Source organism: Roseomonas sp. CAU 1739 (genome assembly GCF_039839775.1).
In the GTDB taxonomy this organism is placed as follows: Bacteria; Pseudomonadota; Alphaproteobacteria; order Acetobacterales; family Acetobacteraceae; genus Neoroseomonas.
On the sequence record NZ_JBDOQQ010000008.1, the window covers coordinates 226,293 to 247,425 of the forward strand.

The following is a 21,133-nucleotide window of genomic DNA, read 5'->3' on the forward strand; positions in this document are numbered from 1 at the left end:
CTTGTTTCGTCCTGCGTTCTCGCCGCCGTCCCGGGCCCCGCGCGTCGCCGATGCATGGTAACGCATGCTTGATCGGACGCGAGCGGAAACCTTGCCTGACGTGCGCCTTGATGGCGCCGCCCGTCGCCGCGACACTGGGGGAATGCCGCTGCCCATCCAGGATGAGGCCCGCGCCGCGATCGCCGCCGCCGGAAGCCTGCCCGACACCGAACTCGACATCGCCGCCGTGGCGCTGCAGCTTGCCCGCGTCGATGCGCCGGAAGCCGACTGGCGGGCGGCCGCCCAGCGCCTGACCGCCATTGCCCGCGCCGCGGTGCAGGCTGCGACGGCGGACCCCGAGGCCGATGCCGGGAACCTCGAACGCCGCCGCGCGGTCCTGGTGGCGGTGCTGCATGGCAGCTTCGGCCTGGCCGGCGATGAACAGACCTATGACGACCTTGCCAATGCCAACCTGATCCGCGTTCTGGAACGCGGCCGCGGTCTGCCGGTTGCGCTGGGCATCCTGTGGCTGCATGCGGCCGAAGCCGCCGGCTGGGGCGCCCATGGCGTCGATTTTCCCGGCCATTTCCTGATCGCGCTCGAAGGCTCGCACGGGCAGCTCGTGGTCGACGTCTTCGCCGGCGGCCCGGCGCTCGAGGCCCCTGCGTTGCGCGCCCTGCTCAAGCGCGTGGAAGGGGAAAACGCCGAGCTGCGCCCCGGCCTGCTGCGGCCCATGGCCAAGCGCGACGTGCTGCTGCGACTGCAGAACAACATCAAGCTGCGGCGGCTGCGCGCCGGGTCGATGGAAACCGCGCTCGCCTGCACCGAGGACATGCTGCGCCTTGCCCCCGATGCCGCGGCGCTGTGGCGCGAGGCGGGGCTGATGAACCAGAGGCTGGACCGCATCGGCGCGGCGCTGGCCTGTCTCGACCGCTTCCTGGAACTGGTGCCGGAGGGCCCGGCGGCGGAACGCATGCGGCTGCTGGTGGCCGAGTTGCGGCAGCGGCTGAACTGAACGGCCCGGCCCTTCGCCGGGAATGACGGGCCTGCGCCGCGCACAGGTATCAAGGACTGTCCCCGCGGGCGGGAGAATCCTATCCTTCCGCCCATGTCCACGACCAAGCCTCGCGTCGCCCTCTTCGTCACTTGCCTTGTCGATCTCTATCGGCCGACGGTGGGCTTCGCCGCGATCCGCCTGATGGAGGATGCGGGCTGCCTGGTGGAGGTGCCGCCGGTCCAGACCTGCTGCGGACAGCCGGCCTACAATACCGGCGACCGCGCAACGGCGCGCGACCTGGCGCGACAGGTGATCGACGCCTTCGGCGGCTACGACCACGTTGTCGCGCCATCGGGCTCCTGCGCAGGGATGATCTCGCACCACTACCCGTCATTGTTCGAGGACGACCCGCAATACCGCGCCAAGGCCGAAGCCCTGGCCGGACGCACACATGAGCTGGTGTCCTTCCTGCGCGACGTGATGGGCGTGACGAAGGTCGCGGCGCGCTACGACGACCACGTCACCTACCACGACAGCTGTTCGGGCCTGCGCGAACTGGCCGTGAAGACGCAGCCGCGCGCGCTGCTCGCCTCGGTCGAGGGGCTCAGCCTGACCGAGATGGCGGATCCCGAGATCTGCTGCGGCTTCGGCGGCACGTTCTGCGTGAAGTATCCGGACATCTCGACGCGCATGGTGTCCGACAAGTGCAACGACATCGTCGCCACCGGCGCGGGCACGCTGCTGGCCGGCGACCTGGGCTGCCTGCTGAATATGGCCGGGCGGCTGAAGCGGGAGGGCAGTCCGGTGAAGGTGCGTCATGTGGCGGAGGTGCTGGCAGGCATGACCAGGGACGTGCCGCCGATCGGCGAAGGGAGCGTGTCATGACCGCGCCGGCCGGGCCGCTGGCCGAGGTCGCCGCGCGTGGCTTCGCGCGGGTGCCGGGCGCGATGCTGGCCTCGCTGATGGGCGAGGCCGGGCGGCCTGAGGCCCTCGCGCCCTTCTTCGAATCCTGGAGCAGGCTGGAGACGGACGCCTTCATGCGCGATGGCGGGCGCTATCGCCGCCGTCGCATCGCCAATTTCTCGGCCGAGCCCGGCGTGCCCGGCCATGTGCGCGGCGAGCATCGGCCGCATTTCCAGGCCGTGGTGCACAACGCGCTGAATGGCGGCGTCGACCGCTGGTTCGCGGCGATGGAGGATGACGTCGCCGGGTCGCCGCCGCTGCTCGCGCTGCTCGACCTCGGCCGTGCGACGGCGGAGGCGCTGCACGGCCAGCAGCCCTGGTTCGTCGAAGCCCACCAGTTCCGCATCGAAGCCGCTGCCGGCGCGCCCGGCTTCCCGACGCCCGAAGGCGTCCACCATGACGGCGTGGATTGCGTGCTGATCACCATGATCGCGCGCACCAACCTCGAGGGCGGCGAGACGGTGATCGAGGATGATGACGGCCATCGCCTGGCACAATTCGTGCTGCGCGATCCGCTCGACACCGCGATGCTCGACGATCCGCGGGTGCGGCATGGCGTGACACCGGTGGCGCCTGTCGATCCCGCGCTGCCATCCTGTCGCGACGTACTGGTGTTGACCTGGAAGCGCGGCGGCGTTCCAGGCCAGGCGGGGTGATCGCGGCGACGGCCGCGGCGGACAGGGCGGCGGCATGGCCTCGGATGGCGATTTGATGGTGTCCCGCCTCGCCCGCGCGCCGGCCACGCGCCGCCGCGGCTGACGAACACGCACAGGAAGCAAGCAGTGATGACCGAGAACGCTACGGATGTGATCGACGCGCTGGCCGGCGTCGTGCCAGGTTCGGCGCTGGACGCGGCCCGCGCGCGGCGCCCGGCCGCACGCACCCATGCCCAGGCGAGCTACCGCGCGCTGCTGCTGCCAGACGACCCCGGCACCGTCAGCATCGCCGAACGCTTCGCCATTGCTGCCTATGTCGCCGGCCTGCATGGCGCAGGCGCCACCGCCGAGCATTATGCCGCTGGCCTCGCCCAGCATGGCGGTGCGGCGCTGGCTGCCACCGTTGCCAAGGCGGTGACCGAGACCCAGGCCAGCGGCCCGACCGGCGCCTACCCGCCTGGGCCGCTCACGGTCGAGGACACGCCCGCCCCCGTCTTCGCGCTGTCCGCACCCGTCGCGGCCGCGCTGGGGCCAAAGCTGGCGGCGGCCTTCGCCCATGCGCACTACCTGGTGTTCCACCCCCGCGACGCAGCGCCCGACCGCTTCCCGCCACTGATGGCAGCCGGCTGGACCAAGGACGGCATCGTCACCCTGTCGCAACTCGTCTCCTTCCTCGCCTTTCAGATCCGCGTCGTCGCCGGCTTCGCCGTGCTCGCCGCGACGCCCTGACCCCGGAGGCCCCCGCCATGTCCGCTGCCCCCGTCGCCTTCACCCGCGCCATGCTCGACTGGCTGCCCTGGGTCGAACCGCTCGCCGAAGCCGAGCTGACCGAGCGCCACGTCTCCGCGCTGGTCGACGCCAACCGCGCCAAGTCCGACTATTTCCGCCTGCTGGCACGTGACCCGGACGCGCTGGAACACCGCACGCGCACCGACAAGGACATCTTCTACAACACCGATGCGGGCGCCCCGCGCGCCGATCGCGAACTCGCCGCCGCGGCGGTGTCGCGCTTCAATGGGTGCATCTACTGCGCCTCCGTCCATGCGCGCTTCGCCGCCACCTACGCGAAGCGCGAAGCCGATGTGGACCGGCTGCTGGCCGAAGGCGTGGGCACCGATCTCGGCGAGCGCTGGAACGCCGTCGTCGCCGCATCCGTCGCGCTGACCGCCATCCCGATGACCTTCGGGCCGGAGCATGTGACGCGGCTGCGGGCGTGCGGGATGGACGACCTGGCGATTGCCGACGTCATCCAGGGCGCCGCCTTCTTCAACTGGGCGAACCGGCTGATGCTGTCACTGGGCGAGCCGGCGACGCAGGGGTAGCGCGGCTGGAGGGGCGCTGGCCGGCCCGCGCAAAAGTAAGGTGGATCAGACCGGAAGGGGCTTTGCCCCCTCCGGACCTCCCCCACCAAAGGCCAGGGGGCCTTTGGAATGCCGTCTTCTGGCGCTGGGCGCGGCGGAGGTGCTGGACACGACGCAGCGTTTTGGCGGGCACGGCTGTCGGCCGGGCGTCGCGCGCGGCGCACCCTCCCTCGTTGAGACGTGCCCCTCCCGTTCGGCACCAGGCATTGGTTAGCAAGGGCCCGCGGGCCTCTCGTGAGGCCGGACCCGTCGCGGCCGCCGCACAAGGCACCAGGACTCCGTGGTCCAGGGGGCCGTTGCCCCCTGGCGGGGTGGCTTGGAGGGGCGGCGCCCCTCCAATCTTCCACCATGCGGACTATCGTCCGATCGGTACTCCGGCCTGACCCGAGCCAGCCCTACCGGACCTGGAAGCGCACCGGCACCGTGATCACTAGGCTGTCGCCCGGCATGTCCGCTGGCATGGCGGGGAGGCTGGCACGCTGGATCATCGCCTCCACCGCCTGGTCGAGGTCCCCATCGCCCGCGCTGCGGGTGATGGTCCAGCGGGCAACGCGGCCGTCCCGCATCACAGTGAACTGCAGCATCGCCACGCCCGCCGCGCGCCGCGACCGGGCCGCTTCCGGATAGCGCTTCTGGCGTTCCAGCGCCGCGCCCAACGCCTGGAGGTAAGAAGGTGGCGGCCCTGCAGCGCGTGAGGGCGCTGCCGGCGTCGTCGACGGTGCCGCCGGCGCCACGGCGGCCGGGGCGGCGGGGGCGGAACGCGGGGGTGCTGGCCTGGGCGCGGGCCGCGGGCGCGGAGCCGGTTGCGGCGGCGTCGGCTGTGGTGGCGGCTCGGGCGTGGGCTCGGGGGGCGGTGGTTCCTCCGGCATCGGCTGGGGTGGCGGCGGTTCTGGTGCGGCCGGCTCGGGTGGCGGCGCCTCGGGCACCATGGGGTCCGGCGGTGGCGGTTCCGCAGTGGCGGGTTCGGGCGGCGGCGGCTCGGGCGGCGATGGCTCCGGCGGGGGTGGCTCGGCGACTGGCTCCGGCTCCGCGGGCGACGCCGGGGCCTCGGCCTGCACGGGTTCGGGCAGCGGCGCAGGGGCTTCCTCAATGGTGGGCTCGGCCATCGCGATGATCAGCGGCACCTCCTGCGGCGCCGCAGGGGTCGGTGGGGCGCCGGCGATGAGCAGCAGCAGACCAGCCAGCCCACCATGGAGCAGCACCGCCGCGCCGGCGGCCACCATGCGCACGCGTCTCGCGGCGGGTTCGGGTCCCGCCACGTCCGGCACCGGCACATCGGCCTTCCGCTGGGGCATCGCCATCACTCAGCGCGCGGCCCCGCCGGGCTCGGCTTCCGCGATCAGGGAGACGCGCGGAATACCCGCCGCGGTCACCCGCCCCATGATGCGCAGCACCTCGCCATAGGGCACGACGCGGTCCCCACGGACATGAACGGCCAGTTCCGGATTGGCCGCCTTCATCGCGATCAGGCGCTCGGAAAGATGGATCTCCTCGATGCGGTCGTCGCCGATGTGGATGAAGCCTTCGCGCGTCACTGTCAGAACCACGGGCGGCGCGGGGTTCGCCACGCGCGGGGCGGCGGAACGCGGCAGGTCGACCGGCACGCCCGACGTCATCATCGGCGCGGCGACCATGAAGATGATCAGCAGGACCAGCATCACATCCACCAGCGGCGTGACGTTGATCTCGGACATCGGGGCGGCTTCGTCGTCGTCGCCGTCGCCGCTCATCGAGAAGGCCATGGCGCTACTCCGCCGCGCGGGCGAGGTTGCCGCCGCGCGGCGGCCGCCCGGACAGCCGCGCGCCCGTGGCCGCGATGGCGGCCAGCGCATCCGCGCGCAGCCCGGCCAGGCGCCGGGCGATGCGGTTGTAGCCGATCACCGCCGGGATGGCGGCGAATAGGCCGATCGCAGTCGCCAGCAACGCCTCGGCGATGCCGGGTGCGACGACGGCCAGCGAAGTGTCGCGCATCTGCGCGATGCCCTGGAAGGATCCCATGATGCCCCAGACGGTGCCGAACAGCCCGACAAAGGGGCCGACGGCACCGGTGGTGGCAAGGAAGGCGGTGCCCGACTGCACGCGCCGCATCGTCGCGGTCAGCGTCTCGCGCATCGCGCGCTCGATGCGCTCGCGGTACTCGCCGCGGCTTTCGTCGTGGTCGCGCCCTTCGGCCCATTCGCGGGCGGCGGCGCGCTGGACGCGGGCAGCGAGGCCCTCGCCGTTCGCCGCGGTAGGGTCGCCTGCGTTGGACAACAGCCGAACTTCACGCTGCAGCCGGCCGAGCAGGATCGCCTTCTCGACCATGATGGCCCAGCCGATGACGGAGGCGAGGACAAGCATCCCCATCACCGCCTTCACCACCGGCCCGGCCTGCAGGATCAGGCCGAGCAGGGAATGGTCGGCGCCGTCCGCGGGGGCCACGGCAGCGGCTCCCGGAGGTGCGGCCGCGGCTGTGTGCGCGCCGGGCGCTGGGCTATCCGCGGCAGGGGCCGGGCCCTCGGCGGCGGGTGCGGCACCGTCGGTCGCGGATGCCGCGCCGGGTGCGATGGCCGTCGGGCCAGGGTCGGCCGGTGCGGAGGCGGCCTGCGGGGCGGGCCTTGCCGGCGCAGCGCCATCCATTGCAACGGCGGGCGCCTGCTGCGCGACGCCGACACCACCGGTGGAAGCGAGCAGGCTGGAAGCGACAAGACCAATCGCCAGCGCACGCAAGCCTGGCGCCAAGGGACGGGACGACATTGCTGGGGACTCCCGCAGTTCAATCAAGTCAACCGGCATGACAACGCTATTGAGAGTGACTCGCATTAGCAAATCTGATGCATTGCAGCAAGACGTGACGGCGGATCGGCCGCTCTCCGCGGCATGCGGTGCCGAAGGCGGGGCGGCCCAGCCCGGTCGGGCGGTCATGGCGCGTCGATCGCGCCGGGGCGGCCACCGGGTCGCCCCGCCATCCCGGATCGGCAGCGCGGCCTATGGATTCGGTGGCACCGATGGAGGCAGGGCTGGCGCCGTTGGCGCCACAAGGCGGCTCCGACATCGTTCGCTGAGGCTGGATCGGCGACCGTCCCGCACGCCGACCCGGCCACCCGGCGACGTATCGCGGATGGGGGTTTGGGCCGGCGCCATCCGATCTAAAGGCGCTCTACAGCCCGAGCACCGCCGCCGCCTCGGCAACCGCCGCCTCCAACGCTCCCTCGGCGAAGGGCGATGTCAGCCCCGTGGACGCCACCAGCCCCTGGAAGGGCATCGATCCGCCACGCCCGCACAGCGCCACATAGGCGTCGAGCGCCGCCTTCGGGTCACGCCGCGACCACACCCAGAACTGCAGCGCGACGCACAGCGCCAGCGTGTAGTCGATGTAGTAGAAGGGCGAATTGTAGATGTGCTGCTTGGCCTGCCAGCGCCCGCCCTTCGCCGGATACGCCAGGTCGCCGTAATCCGACCACGGCATGTACAGCCGTTCCAGCCGCTGCCAGATCGCGTGGCGTTCTGCCGGCGTGGCATCGGGGTTGGCGTAGACCTCATGCTGGAAGTGATCGACACAGACACCATAGGGCAGGAAGGCCAGCGCCGAAACCAGGTGCATGGCGCGATACCGGTCCGCCGCCGCATCGCCCACCAGCAACCCCATATGCGGATGCGTCAGGTATTCGAGGCCCATGGAGTGGATTTCCGCCGCCTCCATGGTCGGCCACAGATAGTCCACGCCCGGCTGCGTCCGGCTCTCCCAGCACTGGAAGGCGTGGCCCATCTCATGCGTGAAGACACCGATGTCGTTGTGGGTGCCGTTGAAGTTGGCGAAGATGAAGGGCGCGCCGGCATTCGGGAAGGACGTGCAGAAACCGCCGCCCGCCTTCCCCGGGCGGTTCTTCAGGTCGATGAACCCACCCTGCCGCATCATGGCGTAGAAATCCGCCAGGCGCGGGTCCATGCGGGCGAACATCTCCTGCGCCGCCATCACCAGAATGTCGTGGTCGCCGGCGGGCTTCGGATTGCCGGCCGGGTCGATCAGCGATTCATCCCAGTAGCACAGGCGGTCCCAGCCATGCGTCGCGCGCCGCGCTTCCAGGATGCGCGCCACCAGCGGCGTGACATGCCGCGCGACACCCTCCCGATACCGCGCCACATCCGCCGGGCCGTAGTCCAGCCGCCGCATGCGGCGATAGGCGAGCGGGGTGAAGGTCGCATCTCCGAGCTTGCGTGCCATGCCGGTGCGCAGCGTCACCAGTTGGTCGTAGATGGAATCCAGCTCCTCGCCATTCTTCGCGAAGAAATCCCACCGCGCGGCCTCAGCCTCGTGGCGGATGGCGCGATCAGGATCCTCGGCAAAGGGGGTGAGGCCCGACAGGTTCACCTCCTGCCCCTGCACGGTCACCTTCGCGCCGGCGAGCAGCGCGGTGTAGCGGGCGGACAGGCGGCTCTCCTCCTCCGTCTCCGCGGCGATGGCGGGGTCGAAGGCGGTGATGTCGGTCTCCCACAGCGCCACCGCATGCGCCCCCGCCAGGGCCGCCAGCCCGGCGCGGTCGGGATCGGCGAGCAGGCGGCGCTTCAGCGCGGTCTCGTGCGTCGCGGCCTCCGGCGCCAGCGCATCGGCATATTCGCGAGCGGCGACGGCGTCCTTGTCGGTGGTGTCCTGGGCGAATTTCAGATGCACAAGCGACGACCAGGTCTCGTAGTCCCGCCTCGCCCTGTCCCACGCCGCCAGCGCCCCGGCGCGATCCCCGGCATCCAGCAGCGCATCGATCGCGGCATGCTGCACGGCAAGGCTCTCCCTGTCGGGGCGGGGGGCGGTGATCTCGACGAAGCGGAGGGTCATGGGCGGGCCTGCGATCTCGGGTTCGGCCATCACGTCGCGCGGGCGGGCGCGCCAGGTCAAGCGGGCTGGTGGACGAAGCCGGCCGTTGCCGCCACCCTGCGGCTGCGCGGAGGAAACCATGCCCAGATTGATGTCCACCCTCGCCCTCGCCGGCCTGCTGCGAGAGGCCACGCCGGCGCTGGAAGCCACCCTTGGCGCGCGGGTCACGGTGGAACTGGCGCCGACCCGGACGTTGGAAACCCGCATTCGCGCCGGCGAGCGCGCCGATGCCGCGGTGCTGACCGCCGAAGCCGTCGCCGCGCTGTCCGCCGAGGGCGTGCTGGATGGCATGACCGCGCGACCGCTCGCCCATTCGCGCGTCGGCCTGGCGGTGAAGGCGGGCACGCCGCATCCGGACATCGCGACGGTGGATGCCCTGCGCCAGTTGCTGCTGGCCGTGCCCTCGCTCTGTTACTCGCGCGCCGGGGCGAGCGGCATCTTCTTCGCCGGGCTGATCGAACGGCTCGGCATCGCGGATGCCGTGAACGCCAAGGCCATCGTCATCCCGCAGGGGTTCACCGCCGAGAAGCTGCTGACCGGCGAGGCCGCCATCGCCTTCCAGCAGATCAGCGAGTTGATGGAGGTACAGGGCATCGACGTGGTCGGCCCACTGCCGGAGGGGGCGCAGACCATCGCGGTGTTCTCGGGCGCGGCCTTCACCGGCACGGCGCACGGCGCGGCGCTGCTCGACGCCGTGGCGGCGCTGTGCACGCCGGACGCGCTGCGGGCGAAGGGACTAGAAGCGCCAGGCTGAAGCTCGGCGGGGGCGCCGACCCTCAAGCGGCGCGGCGGGAAACCCAGTGTCCCGAACCTCGGGCCATGCCCGTGAGAACGAGGCCGCGGCCGCCGTCAGGCGCGGGCGGGCACGGCGCCGTCACCCGAAAGCATCCAGCGCCGCGCGCGCATCAGCAGCCAGACCGCAATGGACAGGTTCACCAGATTCCAAGCGATGCCGTTCCACATCGCCGCCTGGTACGACCCCGTCGCATCGAAGATCGCCCCGGCCATCCACCCGCCGAGCGCCATGCCCACCAGCGTGGACGACAGCGCGATGCCGACGCGCGTACCGGCCTGCTCGGGCGGGAAGTTGTCCCGCACGATCATCGCGTAGGACGGCACGATGCCGCCCTGGAACAGCCCGAACACCGCGCTGACGGCATACAGCGCCACCATCCCGTCCGCAGGCAGGAACAGGAACAGCGCGAGCCCCTGCAACGCCGAACCCAGCACCAGCGTCCGCAGCGCGCCGATGCGGTCCATCACCACGCCGAATACCAGGCGTGACACGATGCCGGCGGCGAGCATGACTGACAGCATCTCCGCCCCACGCTGCGCGCCGTAGCCAAGGTCCACGCAATACGCGACGATATGGACCTGCGGCATCGCCATGGCGACGCAGCATGCCACCCCCGCCGCGCCGATCACCCCCTGCAATACGTTCGGCGAAAGCCCGAGCGGCCGCGCGTGCAATGGCGCGGCCCCCACCGGGCGTGGCGGTGGCATCGGCGCCCGCCGACGCAGCGCCAGCACCGCGAGCGGGACCATCGCCGCAAAACAGAACGCGCCCATCGCCAGATGCGTCCAGCGCCAGCCGATCGTATCCACGCCCCATTGCAGCACCGGCGGCCACACCGTGCCGGCCAGGTAGTTGCCCGATGCCGCCAGCGCCACCGCGATGCCCCGCCGCCTGACGAACCACAGCGATGCATCCGCGATCAGCGGCCCGAACACCGCGGCCGCGCCGAAGCAGCCCAGCAGCACGCCATAGGCGAGGCCAAACAGGAACAGGTTCGGCGCCAGCGCCGCCGCCATGCCGCCAAGCCCGATCGATACCGCGCCGATCAGCACGGGCACCATCACACCGAAGCGGTCGGCCAGCCGCCCCATCAGCACGCCGCCGACCACGAAGCCGACCATCGTCATGGTGTAGGGCAGCGCCGCGCCGGCCCGCGCCGTGGCGAATTCCGCCTGCACGGCGGGCACGATGACGACAACCGACCATAGCGGCACGCTGCCGATGGCACAGATCGCCACGATGGCCAGCAGCCGAAGCCAGGCAGCACGTGAATCGAGAATGGTGTCAGCCACCGTCGCGGCCAGTCTGGATCATGGCGATGTTCTCTCCCGGAGCCGCAGCATGGCAGGGGCCGCCCCGCACGACCACCGCGCGCGGCTTCAGGCCGCCATGCGGTAGGGGCTGATCACGGCCAGGCGACACACGCCTCCCAGCCGATCTCGCGCGCCTGGGCCTGGGCGCCAGCGATCCATTCGGCGACCAGCGGATGCGCCAGCACGGCATCGGCATAGGCCTGCGCATCAGGATCAAGCACCACGGAATAGGTGCGGAAGCGCGACGCCATCGGCGCCCACATCGCATCCGCGAAGCAGAAGCGCGCACCAAACAGATACGGCCCATCCGCACCCCAGGCAGCGCGCGTGTCGCGCCAGGATTGCTGCACGCGGGCGACTTGCGGCGCGACACCAGGCCGCCCCAGCAGCTTCGCATTGGACGGTATGCCGTTGGCGATCGGCCACCGCTTGACCAGGTTCATGGGTAGCGCCGCGCGGAGCTCGGCGAAATGCGCGTGCATCTCGGCGGCCGACATGCGCGCCGCGGTCCGCGCCTTCAGCCCGCGCGGCCATATGTCGCACCCTGGCGCCTTCTCCCAGAGGTATTCGGCGATCGCCAGCGTGTCGGTCACCAGGAAGCCGTCATCGACCAGAACGGGAATCAGCCCGGTTGGGGAGGCTTCCGCGAGCATCGCCTTGCTGTCGGGACGGGACAGGAACAGGGTCTCGGCCTCGAAAGGCAGCCCCGACAGGCGACAGGCAAGCCAGCCGCGCATCGTCCAGGTCGAGGACCATTTGCCGCCGATCACCAAGCGCATCGCCCGCAGCCCCCCCACCCCGTCGCGCCCAGGATGCCGCGGGGCATGGCTTGACGCCAGACTGCGCCTGCCGAAGCATCGGGCGACAAGCACAAGGGATACTGCATGTCCGGGACCGATGTCGTCGCGCGCGTGGCCGCCGCCGCCGAAGCCGGCGGGGACGCCTCCGTCGCCTTCCTGCAGGAACTGATCGGCCTGCAGCAGAAGGGCGAGGACGCGGTGCAGGCCCGCCTCGCCGAGGCCGCAACCGCCGCCGGCTGCGTGGTGGAACACCGCCGCTATCGCCCCGCCGAGATCCGGCTGCGCGACGAATTCGCCGACCAGTCGGCGATCGCCACCGATGAACGCGTTGCCGTGCTCGCCCGTCTGCCCGGCACCGGTGGCGGCCGCAGCGTGATCTTCTTCGCCCATCCCGATGGAGAGGCCTTCCAGCCGCAGCATGGCTGGAATCACGACCCTTTCGCCGGCGCGATCGACGGCGGCCGCATCCATGGCTGGGGCGTGGCCGATGACCTCGCCGGCGTGGCGACGATGGTCGAGGCGGTGCGCGTGCTGCGCGATGCCGGGCTGAAGCCGAAGGGCGACGTCATCCTTGCCAGCACGCCGTCCAAGCGCCATGCGCGCGGCGTGCACGCGCTGCTGCATGGCGGGATCGGCGCGGATGCGGCGGTGTATCTGCACCCCGCAGAATCCGGCATCGGCATGCGGGAGGTGAAGGCGCTGGCCCCCGGCCAGCTGGTTTTCCGCATCGTGCTGCGCGGCACCGCCCCGCCGACGCAGGAACCGGGGCACACGGCCTTCGCGCATCTTGCGGTGAACCCGGTCGACCTGGTGCCGCCGGTGATCGCCGCATTGCGGGCGCTCGATGCGCGGCGCGGCGCGCGCGTGCATCATCCGGTGCTGGAAGCCGCGATCGGGCGTTCCACCAACCTGCTGATCGGCGACATCCGTGCGCTTGGCGATGGCCGGGCGTCACGCGTGCCGCCGGCGGTGCAGCTGTTCTGCGCGCTGGCCTTCCCGCCCGGTGAATCGCTGGCGGACGTCCAGGCCGAACTGGAAGCGGCGCTGCGCGACGCGACCGCGGCCGATGCGAGGCTCGGCGCCCATCCGCCTGAGCTTGTCTATGTCTCGGGCGTCACCGGCGCGGAGGTCGCGCAGGATCATCCGCTGTGGGCCGCGACAAGCGAAGCGGTACTGCTCGGCACCGGCACCGCGCCCGAGATCAACCCGCTGCACACCTCCTCCGACATCCGCAACCCGATGGTGCAGTCGGGGATTCCCTGCGTCGGACTCGGGCCGCTCTGTGGCGACCTGACCCAGAATGGCGGCCGCGACGAATGGGTCGATGTTGCCGACTACAAGCGCGGCGTCGCGGTGATCGCCGCGCTGATCGGGCTGTGGTGCGGGGCGGAAGAGGGTTAGCGCAGATCCCGATCAGGTGGCACCACCTGATCGGGTGAAGGTACTGGAAAACACAGGGGCTGGAGCCGCTGCCGTGAGCCCGGGCGAACGGAAGCGGCTCTGGCGCCGTAAGCCCGCTCAGGCGTCAGGCGAAGGTCAGCACGCCGGGCGGCAAGACCTGGATATCAAGCAGTGTAATCAGGCCGCCATCGCTGAGCGTCAGCACAAGATCCTGCTCCGCGCCGCCGCCGACATCGTCCAGTGACTGGCCTGCTACGGTCAGCCCATCCTCGATGAGGATCCTGTCGTAGCGCGTCAGATCGGTGATGATGTCCGACCCGCCGCCGGCCCCGAAGATGAACAGGTCGGTGCTGGCGCCGCCGGTCAGCACGTCGTCGCCCGCGCCGCCGGACAGCGTATCGGCATGCGCGCCACCATCCAGCGTGTCGTTCCCTGCGCCGCCGTCCAGGCGATCAAGGTTGGCGCCACCGCGGAGCAGGTCGTCGCCTTCGCCGCCGCGCAGCGTGTCATGGCCATCGCCGCCATCCAGCGTGTCGGCACCGGCGCCGCCGTCCAGCAGGTCCCTGCCACTTTCGCCCTGCAGCAGGTCGCCGGCGTCGCCGCCTTCCAGCGTATCGTTGTCGATGCCGCCGGTCAGCGTATCGGCATCGGCGCCGCCGCGAAGCATGTCGGCGCCATTGCCGCCAAGCAGCAGGTCTGCACCATCGCCACCATCCAGCACGTCCCCGGCCGCGCCGCCGTCGAGCGTGTCGTGGCCGGCGCCGCCGACCAGGCTGTCGATCAGCGCGCCGCCGACCAGCATGTCGTCGCCGTCGCCGCCGAGCAGCGTGTCGGCGCCATTGCCGCCATCCAGGCGATCGGCATCAGCGCCGCCATCCATCAGGTCCGCACCATTGCCGCCGGCCAGGCTGTCGGCGCCGCCGCCACCGTGCAACGTGTCGGCACCACCATCGCCGGTGATGCTGTCCGCGCCATTGCCGCCGAGGATGCTGTCGTCCCCGGCATGACCGGCAAGGCTGTCATTGCCGATACCGCCCAGCACGGTGTCATTGCCGGCGCCGGCCCGGATCAGGTCGTCGCCGATGCCGCCCGCCAGTGAATCCGCGCCGCCACGGCCGGTGAGGGTGGTGCCGTCCAGCACCGTATCGTCAGCGACAAAATTCAGGTTCTGGATGCGCGTATCGCCCGCCGCGCCCGTATCGGCGACGTCGTAGGCGGTCGCAGGCGTCGCATGGTTCTGCTGCAGGTAGTCCTCGAAGGCCTTCTGCTCGCCGAGCACGGTGGCCATGCTCGCGCCCACCGTCTGCATCGTCGCCTCGGCGGTGAAATCGAGCGCTTCGTTGACCGCGGCGGAGACCGTGCCGTCGGTCAGCAGGTAGCGGAAATTCTCGCCATTGGCCTTGATCGGGTAGCCGTCGCCGCCATTGGCGGTGAAGTTCAGCGTGACCATCGAGATCAGCGCCGGCGCATCGGCGCTGACCACACCGTTCTCGGCGATGCGGGCGATGATCGCACCCGTCTCGTCGATCAGCGAGATGTTCGACACCTTGTGGCCAGCGGCGTTGTCCGGGTCATAGGAGACCCGCAGCCCGCCGATCTGCATGTAGCCGCCGGATTGCTGCGCGGGGCCGGTGGACAGGCCCGCGGCGAAGTTCATGATGTTCAACAGGCCGTGCGCGGTGGTGTCAAACACCATCAGGCGATTGTCGAAGCGCAGCGCATTCTCGATGTCGAGCTGCGAGATCGCCCCCGCCGGCTTCACGTCGGAAGCGGCCGGCGGCAGCTTGTCGCCATCCGCATTCACCGAGCCGATCGAGGCGCGGATGCCGCCGCCATTCTTGAGCGACACCACCAGCCCGCCATCGCCAAGCGCATCCTGCGCCGCGACGAGGTTGGCATCGGCGGTGATGTCGCCGAGGTTGACTTGCTGCGTGCGGCCGAACACCCGGTCGCCTTCGAGATACACGTTGGTGTAGCCGAAGATGTTGCCGTCCTTGGCGCTGATCACCGCGTCGATGGCGTCGGTGATCGCCTGCACCTGGCTGCCGATGGCGCTGCCGGCAATGATCTCGGCCGCGCTGTCGGTCGTGCCGTAGGCCTCCTGCAGCACCGCCTCGGTCGAGGCATAGGCGCCGTTGATCGCGGGATTGAGGCTGCTGGGGATGATCCTGCCATCGGCATCGAACTCGACCACCAGGCGGCCGAGATAGGTGTATTCGGTGTCGGTGGTGACGATCAGCGTGGTGTCGCCATGGGCGTCCGTCGCGACGATCGGAAAGGTGCCGGCGAAGTCAGCATCGTGGCCATTGAAGGGATGGGCGACGTCGTCGGCATCGCCGAGACGCTCATGCCCGCCGCCGGCGACCATGATGTCGATGCCATGGACCAGCGAGGCCAGCGCCTCGTTCCGCGCCAGCGTGTCGAGCTGGTCGACCATGATGATCTTGTTGACGCCCTGGTCTTCCAGCGCATCGACGGCGGCCTGCAGATAGGCCGCGACCTCCTGGATGTCGGAGGTGTTCGGATCCCCGTCATCCAGCGGCCTGGTGCCGTTCGGCGAGGTCTTGGTGAGCAGTTCCCATGTGGTCAGGCCGACAATGCCGATCTTCTCGTCGCCCTGGGTCGAGATCGCATAGGGCGCGATCTTGCCCTTGATCGCCGCGACCTCGCGGCCGGCATAGGCATTGGCCGCATTGCCGCCGAGGCTTGCATCGGCCAGCGCGCGCACCGCGCTGTCGGACGAGACATCGAGGTTCGAGGTGATCAACGGGAACTGCGCGCCGATCCACGCACCCGACCCGGCGACGGCGCCGTTGAAGACAGGCGAGCCGAGGTCGAACTCATGATTGCCCAGCGCCGAGGCATCGGTACCGAAGGCATTCATGATGGCGATATCGGGCCGGCCCAGCGCGGTCGAGCCGATGCCCGGGACGCCGTTCAGCGAAGGGTCCGCACCGGCGATCAGCCAGGGCCCGGGGATGTAGCTGTCGCCTTCGCCAAGCACCAGGGTGTTGGCATACTCGTCGTCGAACTTGTCGATCATCGCGCCCATGATCGGCGCGGTGTCGACGCCGAGCAGCCCGCTTTCTCCGTAGTAGGAGAGGATCTGCAGCTTGAACGTCGCGTTCAGCGCATAGGCGGTTGTGGTGGCGCTCCCTTCGTTCGGCGCCACGATCATCGCCTCGCCGGTTGGCGATGCCTCGGCCGGGATGAATGTGATGACCTCGGGCGCGTCGTCGCCGGGGGTCGTGTAGAAGCCGGTGAAGGTGAAATCCGTCGCGCTGTCCATGCGGAATGCGGCGATTCCGTCGGCGCGCTCCAGCGCCACGAAGATGTAGGTGTCGTTGCCGATCTGGCCGATCTTGATGGTCTCGGGCTCGACGCCCTTGTTGTCGTCGCGGTTCTCGTCGTAGCTGCCGGGGAATCGCGTGGCGATCAGTTCATCGAGCAGGTTGCCGCTGTCGAAGACCTGCGTGCCATCGGTGGTCCAGACGCTGAAGGATCGGCCGCCGAAGACGTGCAGCTGGTCGTAGTCGCCGTCATTGTCGGTGTCGCCGGTGGCGATGCTGACCGTCAGGCGCCCGATCGCGTCGACGATGTCGGCCTTGCCGTTGCCGTTGAGGTCCGGGAAGGCGGTCGGGTCGAGGTTCAGCGCCGAGATGCGCGCTTCCTCGTTGTAGCCAGGCCAGTCAGTGCGCGAATCGCCCTCATTCGCCGTGATCAGGTAGGTGGTGCCACCGATATCGACCGCGGCGATGCCGTCCGGCTGGTACATGCCAGAGACGTTGTCGTAGAGGCCCGGGGCGAAGACATTGTCGGTATCGCTCGCCGAGATCCCGTTGCCGGCGACGCCGTGGTCCTTGAGGCCGAGCGGGATGATCGCGGTGAAGGTCGCGCTCGGGATATCGAGCACGCCGATCGCATTGGCTTCCTGCAGCGTCACATACGCCTTGGTCGGATCGTTCGGGTCGACCGCGATGTATTCGGGCTCGAGGTCCTGCGCCACGCTCGCACCCGGCCCGAACAGCCGCACACCCGCGGCCTTCAGCGCATCGGCCTGGCCATTGAACGCGGTGAAGTCGGCGGTGGACACGGCGCCGGTCGCGATGTCGATGATGCTGACCGAGCCGACCGGATCGACGCTGCCGGCGGCACCGTAGGAATTCGGCTCGCCCTCATTCGCCGTCAGCAGCCTGGTGCCGTCCGGGGTGAAGCCGATCTGGTCCGGCTGTGCGCCGACGGTCAGGTAGTCGGAGCCACCGAAGTCACGCAGGGTCAGCGTGACAGAGTCGCCGCTGCGCGCCACATCGAGCACGATGACCTTGCCCGGATCGGTCTTGGGCACCGATTCGATAGCGATCGCGACGACACCATCATGCGCCGCGACGCTGTTCACGAAACCATACGATGTGGTCGACAGGGTCGCGAGGATCGCGCCGGTCGCCGGGTCGATCGCATCGATGCCGGCGCCGCCCGCGACGAACAGCAGGCCGGACCCCGCATCGAAGGACGCGACCTCGGCGTTGAGAGCGGCAGAACCGTTGGCACCCGTGTTCGCCAGGGTGAAAAGCGTGGTGGCGCTGAGTTGCGTCCCCGACATGGGTATCTCCGGCAGGAATGGTTCAAGCGCCGATTAGGGCGCCTGCCGGGTCGCCTCCCTCACAGAACAGTGACGAATTGATTAAAGGGCGGTTAACCTACCGCCCGACCGAGCGCATCCGCCGGGCCGACGGACCCGTCGGTGCCGGGCGGGATCACGGCGCGCATTCGCGCTGCGGCCCCGTGTCGCGCTTCAGGCACCCGCGCGCAGCATGGCGCCGCGGCGTACCGCCCTGCTCAACCCGGCTCGGCGCAGAAGATATCGTGCAGGGTCGTCATGAGCCGCGCGACGCGCGGATCGGCGATCCGGTAATGGATGGTGGTGCCGGCGCGACGCGTCGCGACCAGCCCGTCGTCCCGCAGCTTCGCCAGATGTTGCGACATGGCCGGCTGGGACAGGCCGGCGCGGTCCGCCAGGCGGCCTACAGGCGATTCCCCCTCGGCAATCAGCGTGCACAGGACGATCAGCCGCCTTTCGCTGGCCAGGAGGCGCAGCATGGCCGCGGCAGCGGCGGCGTGTTCCTCCATGGCCGCGGCGGCAGCGATATTGGTGGCCGGGGCGGCAAGGGTCTGCGGCTGCATGGAAGGCTCCAGGAAGCGACGCCCCGCATGGTGCGACGAGGGGGCGGCGCTGCTTGTTCAGTCTGAAGCCCGGACCGATGGGCTGTCGCATGCGGCATGATGTATGCAAGGTGCCGACCATGACAACCTTCGCCAAGCCATTCGTGGTCAGCCCGGCGCTTGCCGACCCCGCCGAACGCGCGGCGCGGCGCCGCCCTGGCCCGACCCGCGCCGAAACCCTGGCGACCGGGCTCGCCGAGGCGATCACCGACGGGCGCCTGCCGCCCGGCACGACGCTTGAGGAGGAAAGGCTGGCCGCCGCGCATGGCGTGTCCCGCACGCCGGTTCGCGAAGCGCTGCGCCTGCTCGCCGCGACCGGGCTGGTGGAACAGCGCCCGCGCCGCGGGGCCGTGGTGGCGCGGCCCGAACCCGGTCGCCTCGCGGAAATGTTCCAGGCCATGGCGGAGCTGGAAGCCATCTGCGCGTCGCTGTGCGCCGTGGCGTTGAGCCGGGCCGACAAGGCGCGGCTGGCGAGCCAGCACGCCACCATGGGCCGGATCGTCGAGGATGGCTGGCTCGACGCCTATCGCGACGCGAATGTCAGCTTCCACGAGGCGATCTACGCCGGCTGCGGCAATGGCTACCTCGCCGAGATGGCGGATGCGACGCGGCGGCGCCTGGCGCCGTTCCGCGCTGCGCAGCTGGGCGGTCGCGACCGGCTGGCGGCCTCGCATGCCGAACACGGGGCGATCGTGGCAGCGATCCAGGCCGGCGACGCGGCCGCGGCGGCGGCGGCAGTGCGCGCGCATCTGGCGGCGACGGAATGGAGCTGGGGCGTGCTGGCCGGCCAACCGCCGATCCGCCTGGGCTGAACCGTCGGCCTGGCGCCGGGGCAGCGCGTCTCTGGCGCAGGCTCGCCCCCTGGCAGCCGAAGCCGTGCCCGTTGGCGACGCACCCTTTGGCGGCCCGAGCGCCCACGAAAGCGGCATCCCATCGGGACCAGAGCCCGATCTGCATGCACCATTGTATACAAACAGGCCGCCAGCATAGGCCATATGCTGCGGCACGCGTCTTGCTGATCTGCGGGTCATGGACCTGCCTGCCCTGCCGTTCCGCGTCGACCCGCTGCATATGGCCTATGCTGGCGGCCTGACCGCGGCCGCCGTGGTGACTGAAGCGCATCGCCGCCTGGCCGCCGTCGCCGATCCGGGGATCTTCCTCGACCTCATCCCCGAAGCGGTGCTGATGGCGCAAGCCGGTGCCCTGCCGCCGTTCGACCCTGTCCGTTTCCCGCTCTGGGGCATCCCGGTGGCGGTGAAGGACAACATTGCCGTGGCCGGGCGGCCGATGACCGCCGCCTGCCCCGCCTTCGCCCATGTCCCGGCCGAGGACGCCTTCGCGGTCGCGCGGCTGCGTGCGGCCGGTGCGCTGATCCTCGGCAAGACCAACCTCGACCAGTTCGCCACCGGGCTGGTGGGCGTGCGCACGCCCTATCCTGTGCCACGCAACACCGCCGATCCGTCCCGTGTCCCGGGCGGCTCCTCCTCCGGTTCCGCGGTGGCGGTGGCGCATGGCATCGTCGCGGCCGCCCTCGGCACCGACACGGCCGGGTCTGGGCGGGTGCCGGCGGCGCTGAACGGCATTGTCGGGCTCAAGCCATCGGTCGGCGCGGTGTCGTCGCGCGGCATGCTGCCGGCCTGCCGGACGCTCGATTGCATCTCGGTCTTCGCAGCCAGCGTCGAGGATGCCTGGGCGGTGTTCCGCGTCATCGCCGGGGAGGATGGGGCCGACCCCTACAGCCGCCCGATCGACTGGACGGAACCCGGCAGCGCGCCGGTTCGCATCGCCGTGCCGGCGCCAGGCGACCTGCACATCGACGACGCGCCAGGCCGGGCCGCCTGGATCGCCGCCCGGGATCTTCTGCCGGGTGCGGAGGAAGCGGCGATCACGCCGCTGCTCGATACGGCCAGGCTCCTGTACGACGGACCGTGGATCGCCGAGCGTGCCGCCGCCTTCGGCGACTTCGCCGCCGCCCATCCCGGCGCGCTGCATCCGGTGACGGAAGCAATCCTTGGCGGCGCCGCGCGCTTCAGCGCGGTCGATGCGTTTCGCGGGCTGTACCGGCTCGCCGAACATCGCCGCGCGGCGGAGGCATTCTTCTCGCGCTTCGACGTGCTGGCGGTGCCTTCGGTGCCGAACTTCCCGACGCTGTCGGAACTCGAGGCCGATCCCATCGGGCCCAATGCGCGACTCGGCACCTACACCAATTTCGTCAATCTGCTGGACCTCGCCGCGCTCGCCGTGCCGGGTCCGCAGCGGACCGATGGGCTGCCGGCCGGCATCACCCTGATCGGGCCGCGCGGGTCGGATGCGGCACTCGCCGCACTGGCCATGGCATTCGCGGCGCGCCGCGCCGGCGCACGGGAGAACCAGGCCGCATGATCGAGATCGCCGTCGTCGGCGCGCACCTGACCGGCCTGCCGCTGAACCATGAACTGGTCGCGCAGGGTGGCGAGTTCCGCCGCGCTGCCGGCACCCGGCCCTGCTACCGGCTGTTCGCGCTGGCGGGTGGGCCGCCGCGCCGGCCTGGCCTGTTGCGCGTCGCCGCGCGGGATGGCGCTTCGATCGCCGCCGAGGTGTGGGCCCTGCCCGATGACGGCTTCGGCCGCTTCGTCGCCTCGGTGCCGGCACCGCTGTGCATCGGCACCATGCAGCTGGCCGACGGCAGCACGCCCAAGGGCTTCCTGGTGGAGCCCGAGGGCCTCGCCGGCGCCGAGGACATCACCCGCTATGGCGGCTGGCGCGGCTTCCTCGCCGCAATCGCCTCGCCCACCACCGCCTGACGCCCGCATCGC

At 70.6% G+C, this 21,133-nt stretch carries 18 protein-coding genes; 10 read left to right on the forward strand and 8 right to left on the reverse strand.

The window, feature by feature from the left end; genetic code table 11:
- The first annotated feature begins 142 nt into the window (after window positions 1–142).
- The 5 genes from AAFN86_RS15310 (at window position 143) to AAFN86_RS15330 (ending at window position 3,917) form a co-directional block, all read left to right on the forward strand.
- Window positions 143–994, forward strand: a complete 852-nt coding sequence (locus tag AAFN86_RS15310) for a tetratricopeptide repeat protein (protein WP_347544219.1) — start codon at window positions 143–145, stop codon at window positions 992–994.
- A gap of 93 nt (window positions 995–1,087) precedes the next feature.
- A complete protein-coding gene (locus AAFN86_RS15315; protein ID WP_347544220.1) occupies window positions 1,088–1,861 on the forward strand; it encodes a (Fe-S)-binding protein in 774 nt (257 codons plus the stop codon).
- Window positions 1,858–2,595, forward strand: a complete 738-nt coding sequence (locus AAFN86_RS15320; protein ID WP_347544221.1) for a 2OG-Fe dioxygenase family protein — start codon at window positions 1,858–1,860, stop codon at window positions 2,593–2,595. Before AAFN86_RS15315 ends, AAFN86_RS15320 begins: the two co-directional genes overlap by 4 nt.
- A 129-nt stretch (window positions 2,596–2,724) precedes the next feature.
- A complete protein-coding gene (locus AAFN86_RS15325; RefSeq protein WP_347544222.1) occupies window positions 2,725–3,324 on the forward strand; it encodes a CMD domain protein in 600 nt (199 codons plus the stop codon).
- Between the two features lie 17 nt (window positions 3,325–3,341).
- Window positions 3,342–3,917: an alkylhydroperoxidase domain protein gene (locus AAFN86_RS15330; protein ID WP_347544223.1), complete on the forward strand. Its 576-nt coding sequence runs from the start codon at window positions 3,342–3,344 to the stop codon at window positions 3,915–3,917.
- 434 nt (window positions 3,918–4,351) lie between these two features.
- On the opposite strand, the gene AAFN86_RS15335 is transcribed toward AAFN86_RS15330, so the two are convergent.
- From AAFN86_RS15335 to AAFN86_RS15350, 4 genes are all read right to left on the reverse strand, one after another.
- A complete protein-coding gene (locus AAFN86_RS15335; protein WP_347544224.1) occupies window positions 4,352–5,251 on the reverse strand; it encodes an energy transducer TonB in 900 nt (299 codons plus the stop codon).
- Between the two features lie 9 nt (window positions 5,252–5,260).
- Entirely contained in the window at window positions 5,261–5,698 is a 438-nt protein-coding gene (locus AAFN86_RS15340) for an ExbD/TolR family protein (RefSeq protein WP_347544225.1), read from the reverse strand.
- Window positions 5,699–5,702: 4 nt separating this feature from the next.
- Window positions 5,703–6,377, reverse strand: a complete 675-nt coding sequence (locus AAFN86_RS15345) for a MotA/TolQ/ExbB proton channel family protein (protein ID WP_347544226.1) — start codon at window positions 6,375–6,377, stop codon at window positions 5,703–5,705.
- Window positions 6,378–7,095: 718 nt separating this feature from the next.
- The gene (locus tag AAFN86_RS15350) at window positions 7,096–8,769 is read right to left on the reverse strand and encodes a M3 family oligoendopeptidase (RefSeq protein WP_347544227.1); all 1,674 of its coding nucleotides are present in this window, start codon (window positions 8,767–8,769) and stop codon (window positions 7,096–7,098) included.
- Between the two features lie 130 nt (window positions 8,770–8,899).
- Between AAFN86_RS15350 and AAFN86_RS15355 the strand changes: the two genes are divergently transcribed.
- The gene (locus AAFN86_RS15355; RefSeq protein ID WP_347544228.1) at window positions 8,900–9,562 is read left to right on the forward strand and encodes a substrate-binding domain-containing protein; all 663 of its coding nucleotides are present in this window, start codon (window positions 8,900–8,902) and stop codon (window positions 9,560–9,562) included.
- A 95-nt stretch (window positions 9,563–9,657) separates the two neighbouring features.
- Here the strand turns inward: AAFN86_RS15355 and AAFN86_RS15360 are convergent, their stop codons facing one another.
- Entirely contained in the window at window positions 9,658–10,896 is a 1,239-nt protein-coding gene (locus AAFN86_RS15360; RefSeq protein WP_347544229.1) for an MFS transporter, read from the reverse strand.
- A 113-nt stretch (window positions 10,897–11,009) separates the two neighbouring features.
- On the reverse strand, window positions 11,010–11,696 hold the full coding sequence (locus AAFN86_RS15365) for a glutathione S-transferase N-terminal domain-containing protein (RefSeq protein ID WP_347544230.1): 687 nt from the start codon (window positions 11,694–11,696) through the stop codon (window positions 11,010–11,012).
- A 105-nt stretch (window positions 11,697–11,801) separates the two neighbouring features.
- Between AAFN86_RS15365 and AAFN86_RS15370 the strand changes: the two genes are divergently transcribed.
- Window positions 11,802–13,118: a M20/M25/M40 family metallo-hydrolase gene (locus AAFN86_RS15370; protein ID WP_347544231.1), complete on the forward strand. Its 1,317-nt coding sequence runs from the start codon at window positions 11,802–11,804 to the stop codon at window positions 13,116–13,118.
- Window positions 13,119–13,242: 124 nt separating this feature from the next.
- On the opposite strand, the gene AAFN86_RS15375 is transcribed toward AAFN86_RS15370, so the two are convergent.
- Together AAFN86_RS15375 and AAFN86_RS15380 are read right to left on the reverse strand one after the other, a co-directional pair.
- Window positions 13,243–17,718, reverse strand: coding sequence for a choice-of-anchor I family protein (locus tag AAFN86_RS15375; RefSeq protein ID WP_347544232.1), 4,476 nt, complete (start codon window positions 17,716–17,718; stop codon window positions 13,243–13,245).
- A 236-nt stretch (window positions 17,719–17,954) separates the two neighbouring features.
- The gene (locus tag AAFN86_RS15380) at window positions 17,955–18,299 is read right to left on the reverse strand and encodes a metalloregulator ArsR/SmtB family transcription factor (protein ID WP_347544233.1); all 345 of its coding nucleotides are present in this window, start codon (window positions 18,297–18,299) and stop codon (window positions 17,955–17,957) included.
- 119 nt (window positions 18,300–18,418) lie between these two features.
- Here AAFN86_RS15380 and AAFN86_RS15385 point away from each other — a divergent pair, with 119 nt between their 5' ends.
- From AAFN86_RS15385 to AAFN86_RS15395, 3 genes are all read left to right on the forward strand, one after another.
- Window positions 18,419–19,150: a GntR family transcriptional regulator gene (locus AAFN86_RS15385; protein WP_347544234.1), complete on the forward strand. Its 732-nt coding sequence runs from the start codon at window positions 18,419–18,421 to the stop codon at window positions 19,148–19,150.
- Between the two features lie 217 nt (window positions 19,151–19,367).
- The gene (gene atzF, locus AAFN86_RS15390; RefSeq protein ID WP_347544235.1) at window positions 19,368–20,720 is read left to right on the forward strand and encodes an allophanate hydrolase; all 1,353 of its coding nucleotides are present in this window, start codon (window positions 19,368–19,370) and stop codon (window positions 20,718–20,720) included.
- Window positions 20,717–21,121: an amidase gene (locus AAFN86_RS15395; RefSeq protein WP_347544236.1), complete on the forward strand. Its 405-nt coding sequence runs from the start codon at window positions 20,717–20,719 to the stop codon at window positions 21,119–21,121. Before atzF ends, AAFN86_RS15395 begins: the two co-directional genes overlap by 4 nt.
- Window positions 21,122–21,133: the final 12 nt, after the last annotated feature.

What these genes read in the sequence shown, in the direction of transcription:
- AAFN86_RS15370 (WP_347544231.1), top strand. Translation starts at nt 11,802, where the DNA reads ATGTCCGGGACCGATGTCGTCGCGCGCGTGGCCGCCGCCGCCGAAGCC.
- AAFN86_RS15310 (WP_347544219.1), top strand. Translation starts at nt 143, where the DNA reads ATGCCGCTGCCCATCCAGGATGAGGCCCGCGCCGCGATCGCCGCCGCC.
- atzF (WP_347544235.1), top strand. Translation starts at nt 19,368, where the DNA reads ATGGACCTGCCTGCCCTGCCGTTCCGCGTCGACCCGCTGCATATGGCC.
- AAFN86_RS15350 (WP_347544227.1), bottom strand. Translation starts at nt 8,769, where the DNA reads ATGACCCTCCGCTTCGTCGAGATCACCGCCCCCCGCCCCGACAGGGAG.
- AAFN86_RS15315 (WP_347544220.1), top strand. Translation starts at nt 1,088, where the DNA reads ATGTCCACGACCAAGCCTCGCGTCGCCCTCTTCGTCACTTGCCTTGTC.
- AAFN86_RS15320 (WP_347544221.1), top strand. Translation starts at nt 1,858, where the DNA reads ATGACCGCGCCGGCCGGGCCGCTGGCCGAGGTCGCCGCGCGTGGCTTC.
- AAFN86_RS15385 (WP_347544234.1), top strand. Translation starts at nt 18,419, where the DNA reads ATGACAACCTTCGCCAAGCCATTCGTGGTCAGCCCGGCGCTTGCCGAC.
- AAFN86_RS15365 (WP_347544230.1), bottom strand. Translation starts at nt 11,696, where the DNA reads ATGCGCTTGGTGATCGGCGGCAAATGGTCCTCGACCTGGACGATGCGC.
- AAFN86_RS15355 (WP_347544228.1), top strand. Translation starts at nt 8,900, where the DNA reads ATGTCCACCCTCGCCCTCGCCGGCCTGCTGCGAGAGGCCACGCCGGCG.
- AAFN86_RS15395 (WP_347544236.1), top strand. Translation starts at nt 20,717, where the DNA reads ATGATCGAGATCGCCGTCGTCGGCGCGCACCTGACCGGCCTGCCGCTG.
- AAFN86_RS15380 (WP_347544233.1), bottom strand. Translation starts at nt 18,299, where the DNA reads ATGCAGCCGCAGACCCTTGCCGCCCCGGCCACCAATATCGCTGCCGCC.
- AAFN86_RS15375 (WP_347544232.1), bottom strand. Translation starts at nt 17,718, where the DNA reads ATGTCGGGGACGCAACTCAGCGCCACCACGCTTTTCACCCTGGCGAAC.
- AAFN86_RS15325 (WP_347544222.1), top strand. Translation starts at nt 2,725, where the DNA reads ATGACCGAGAACGCTACGGATGTGATCGACGCGCTGGCCGGCGTCGTG.
- AAFN86_RS15340 (WP_347544225.1), bottom strand. Translation starts at nt 5,698, where the DNA reads ATGGCCTTCTCGATGAGCGGCGACGGCGACGACGACGAAGCCGCCCCG.
- AAFN86_RS15335 (WP_347544224.1), bottom strand. Translation starts at nt 5,251, where the DNA reads ATGCCCCAGCGGAAGGCCGATGTGCCGGTGCCGGACGTGGCGGGACCC.
- AAFN86_RS15330 (WP_347544223.1), top strand. Translation starts at nt 3,342, where the DNA reads ATGTCCGCTGCCCCCGTCGCCTTCACCCGCGCCATGCTCGACTGGCTG.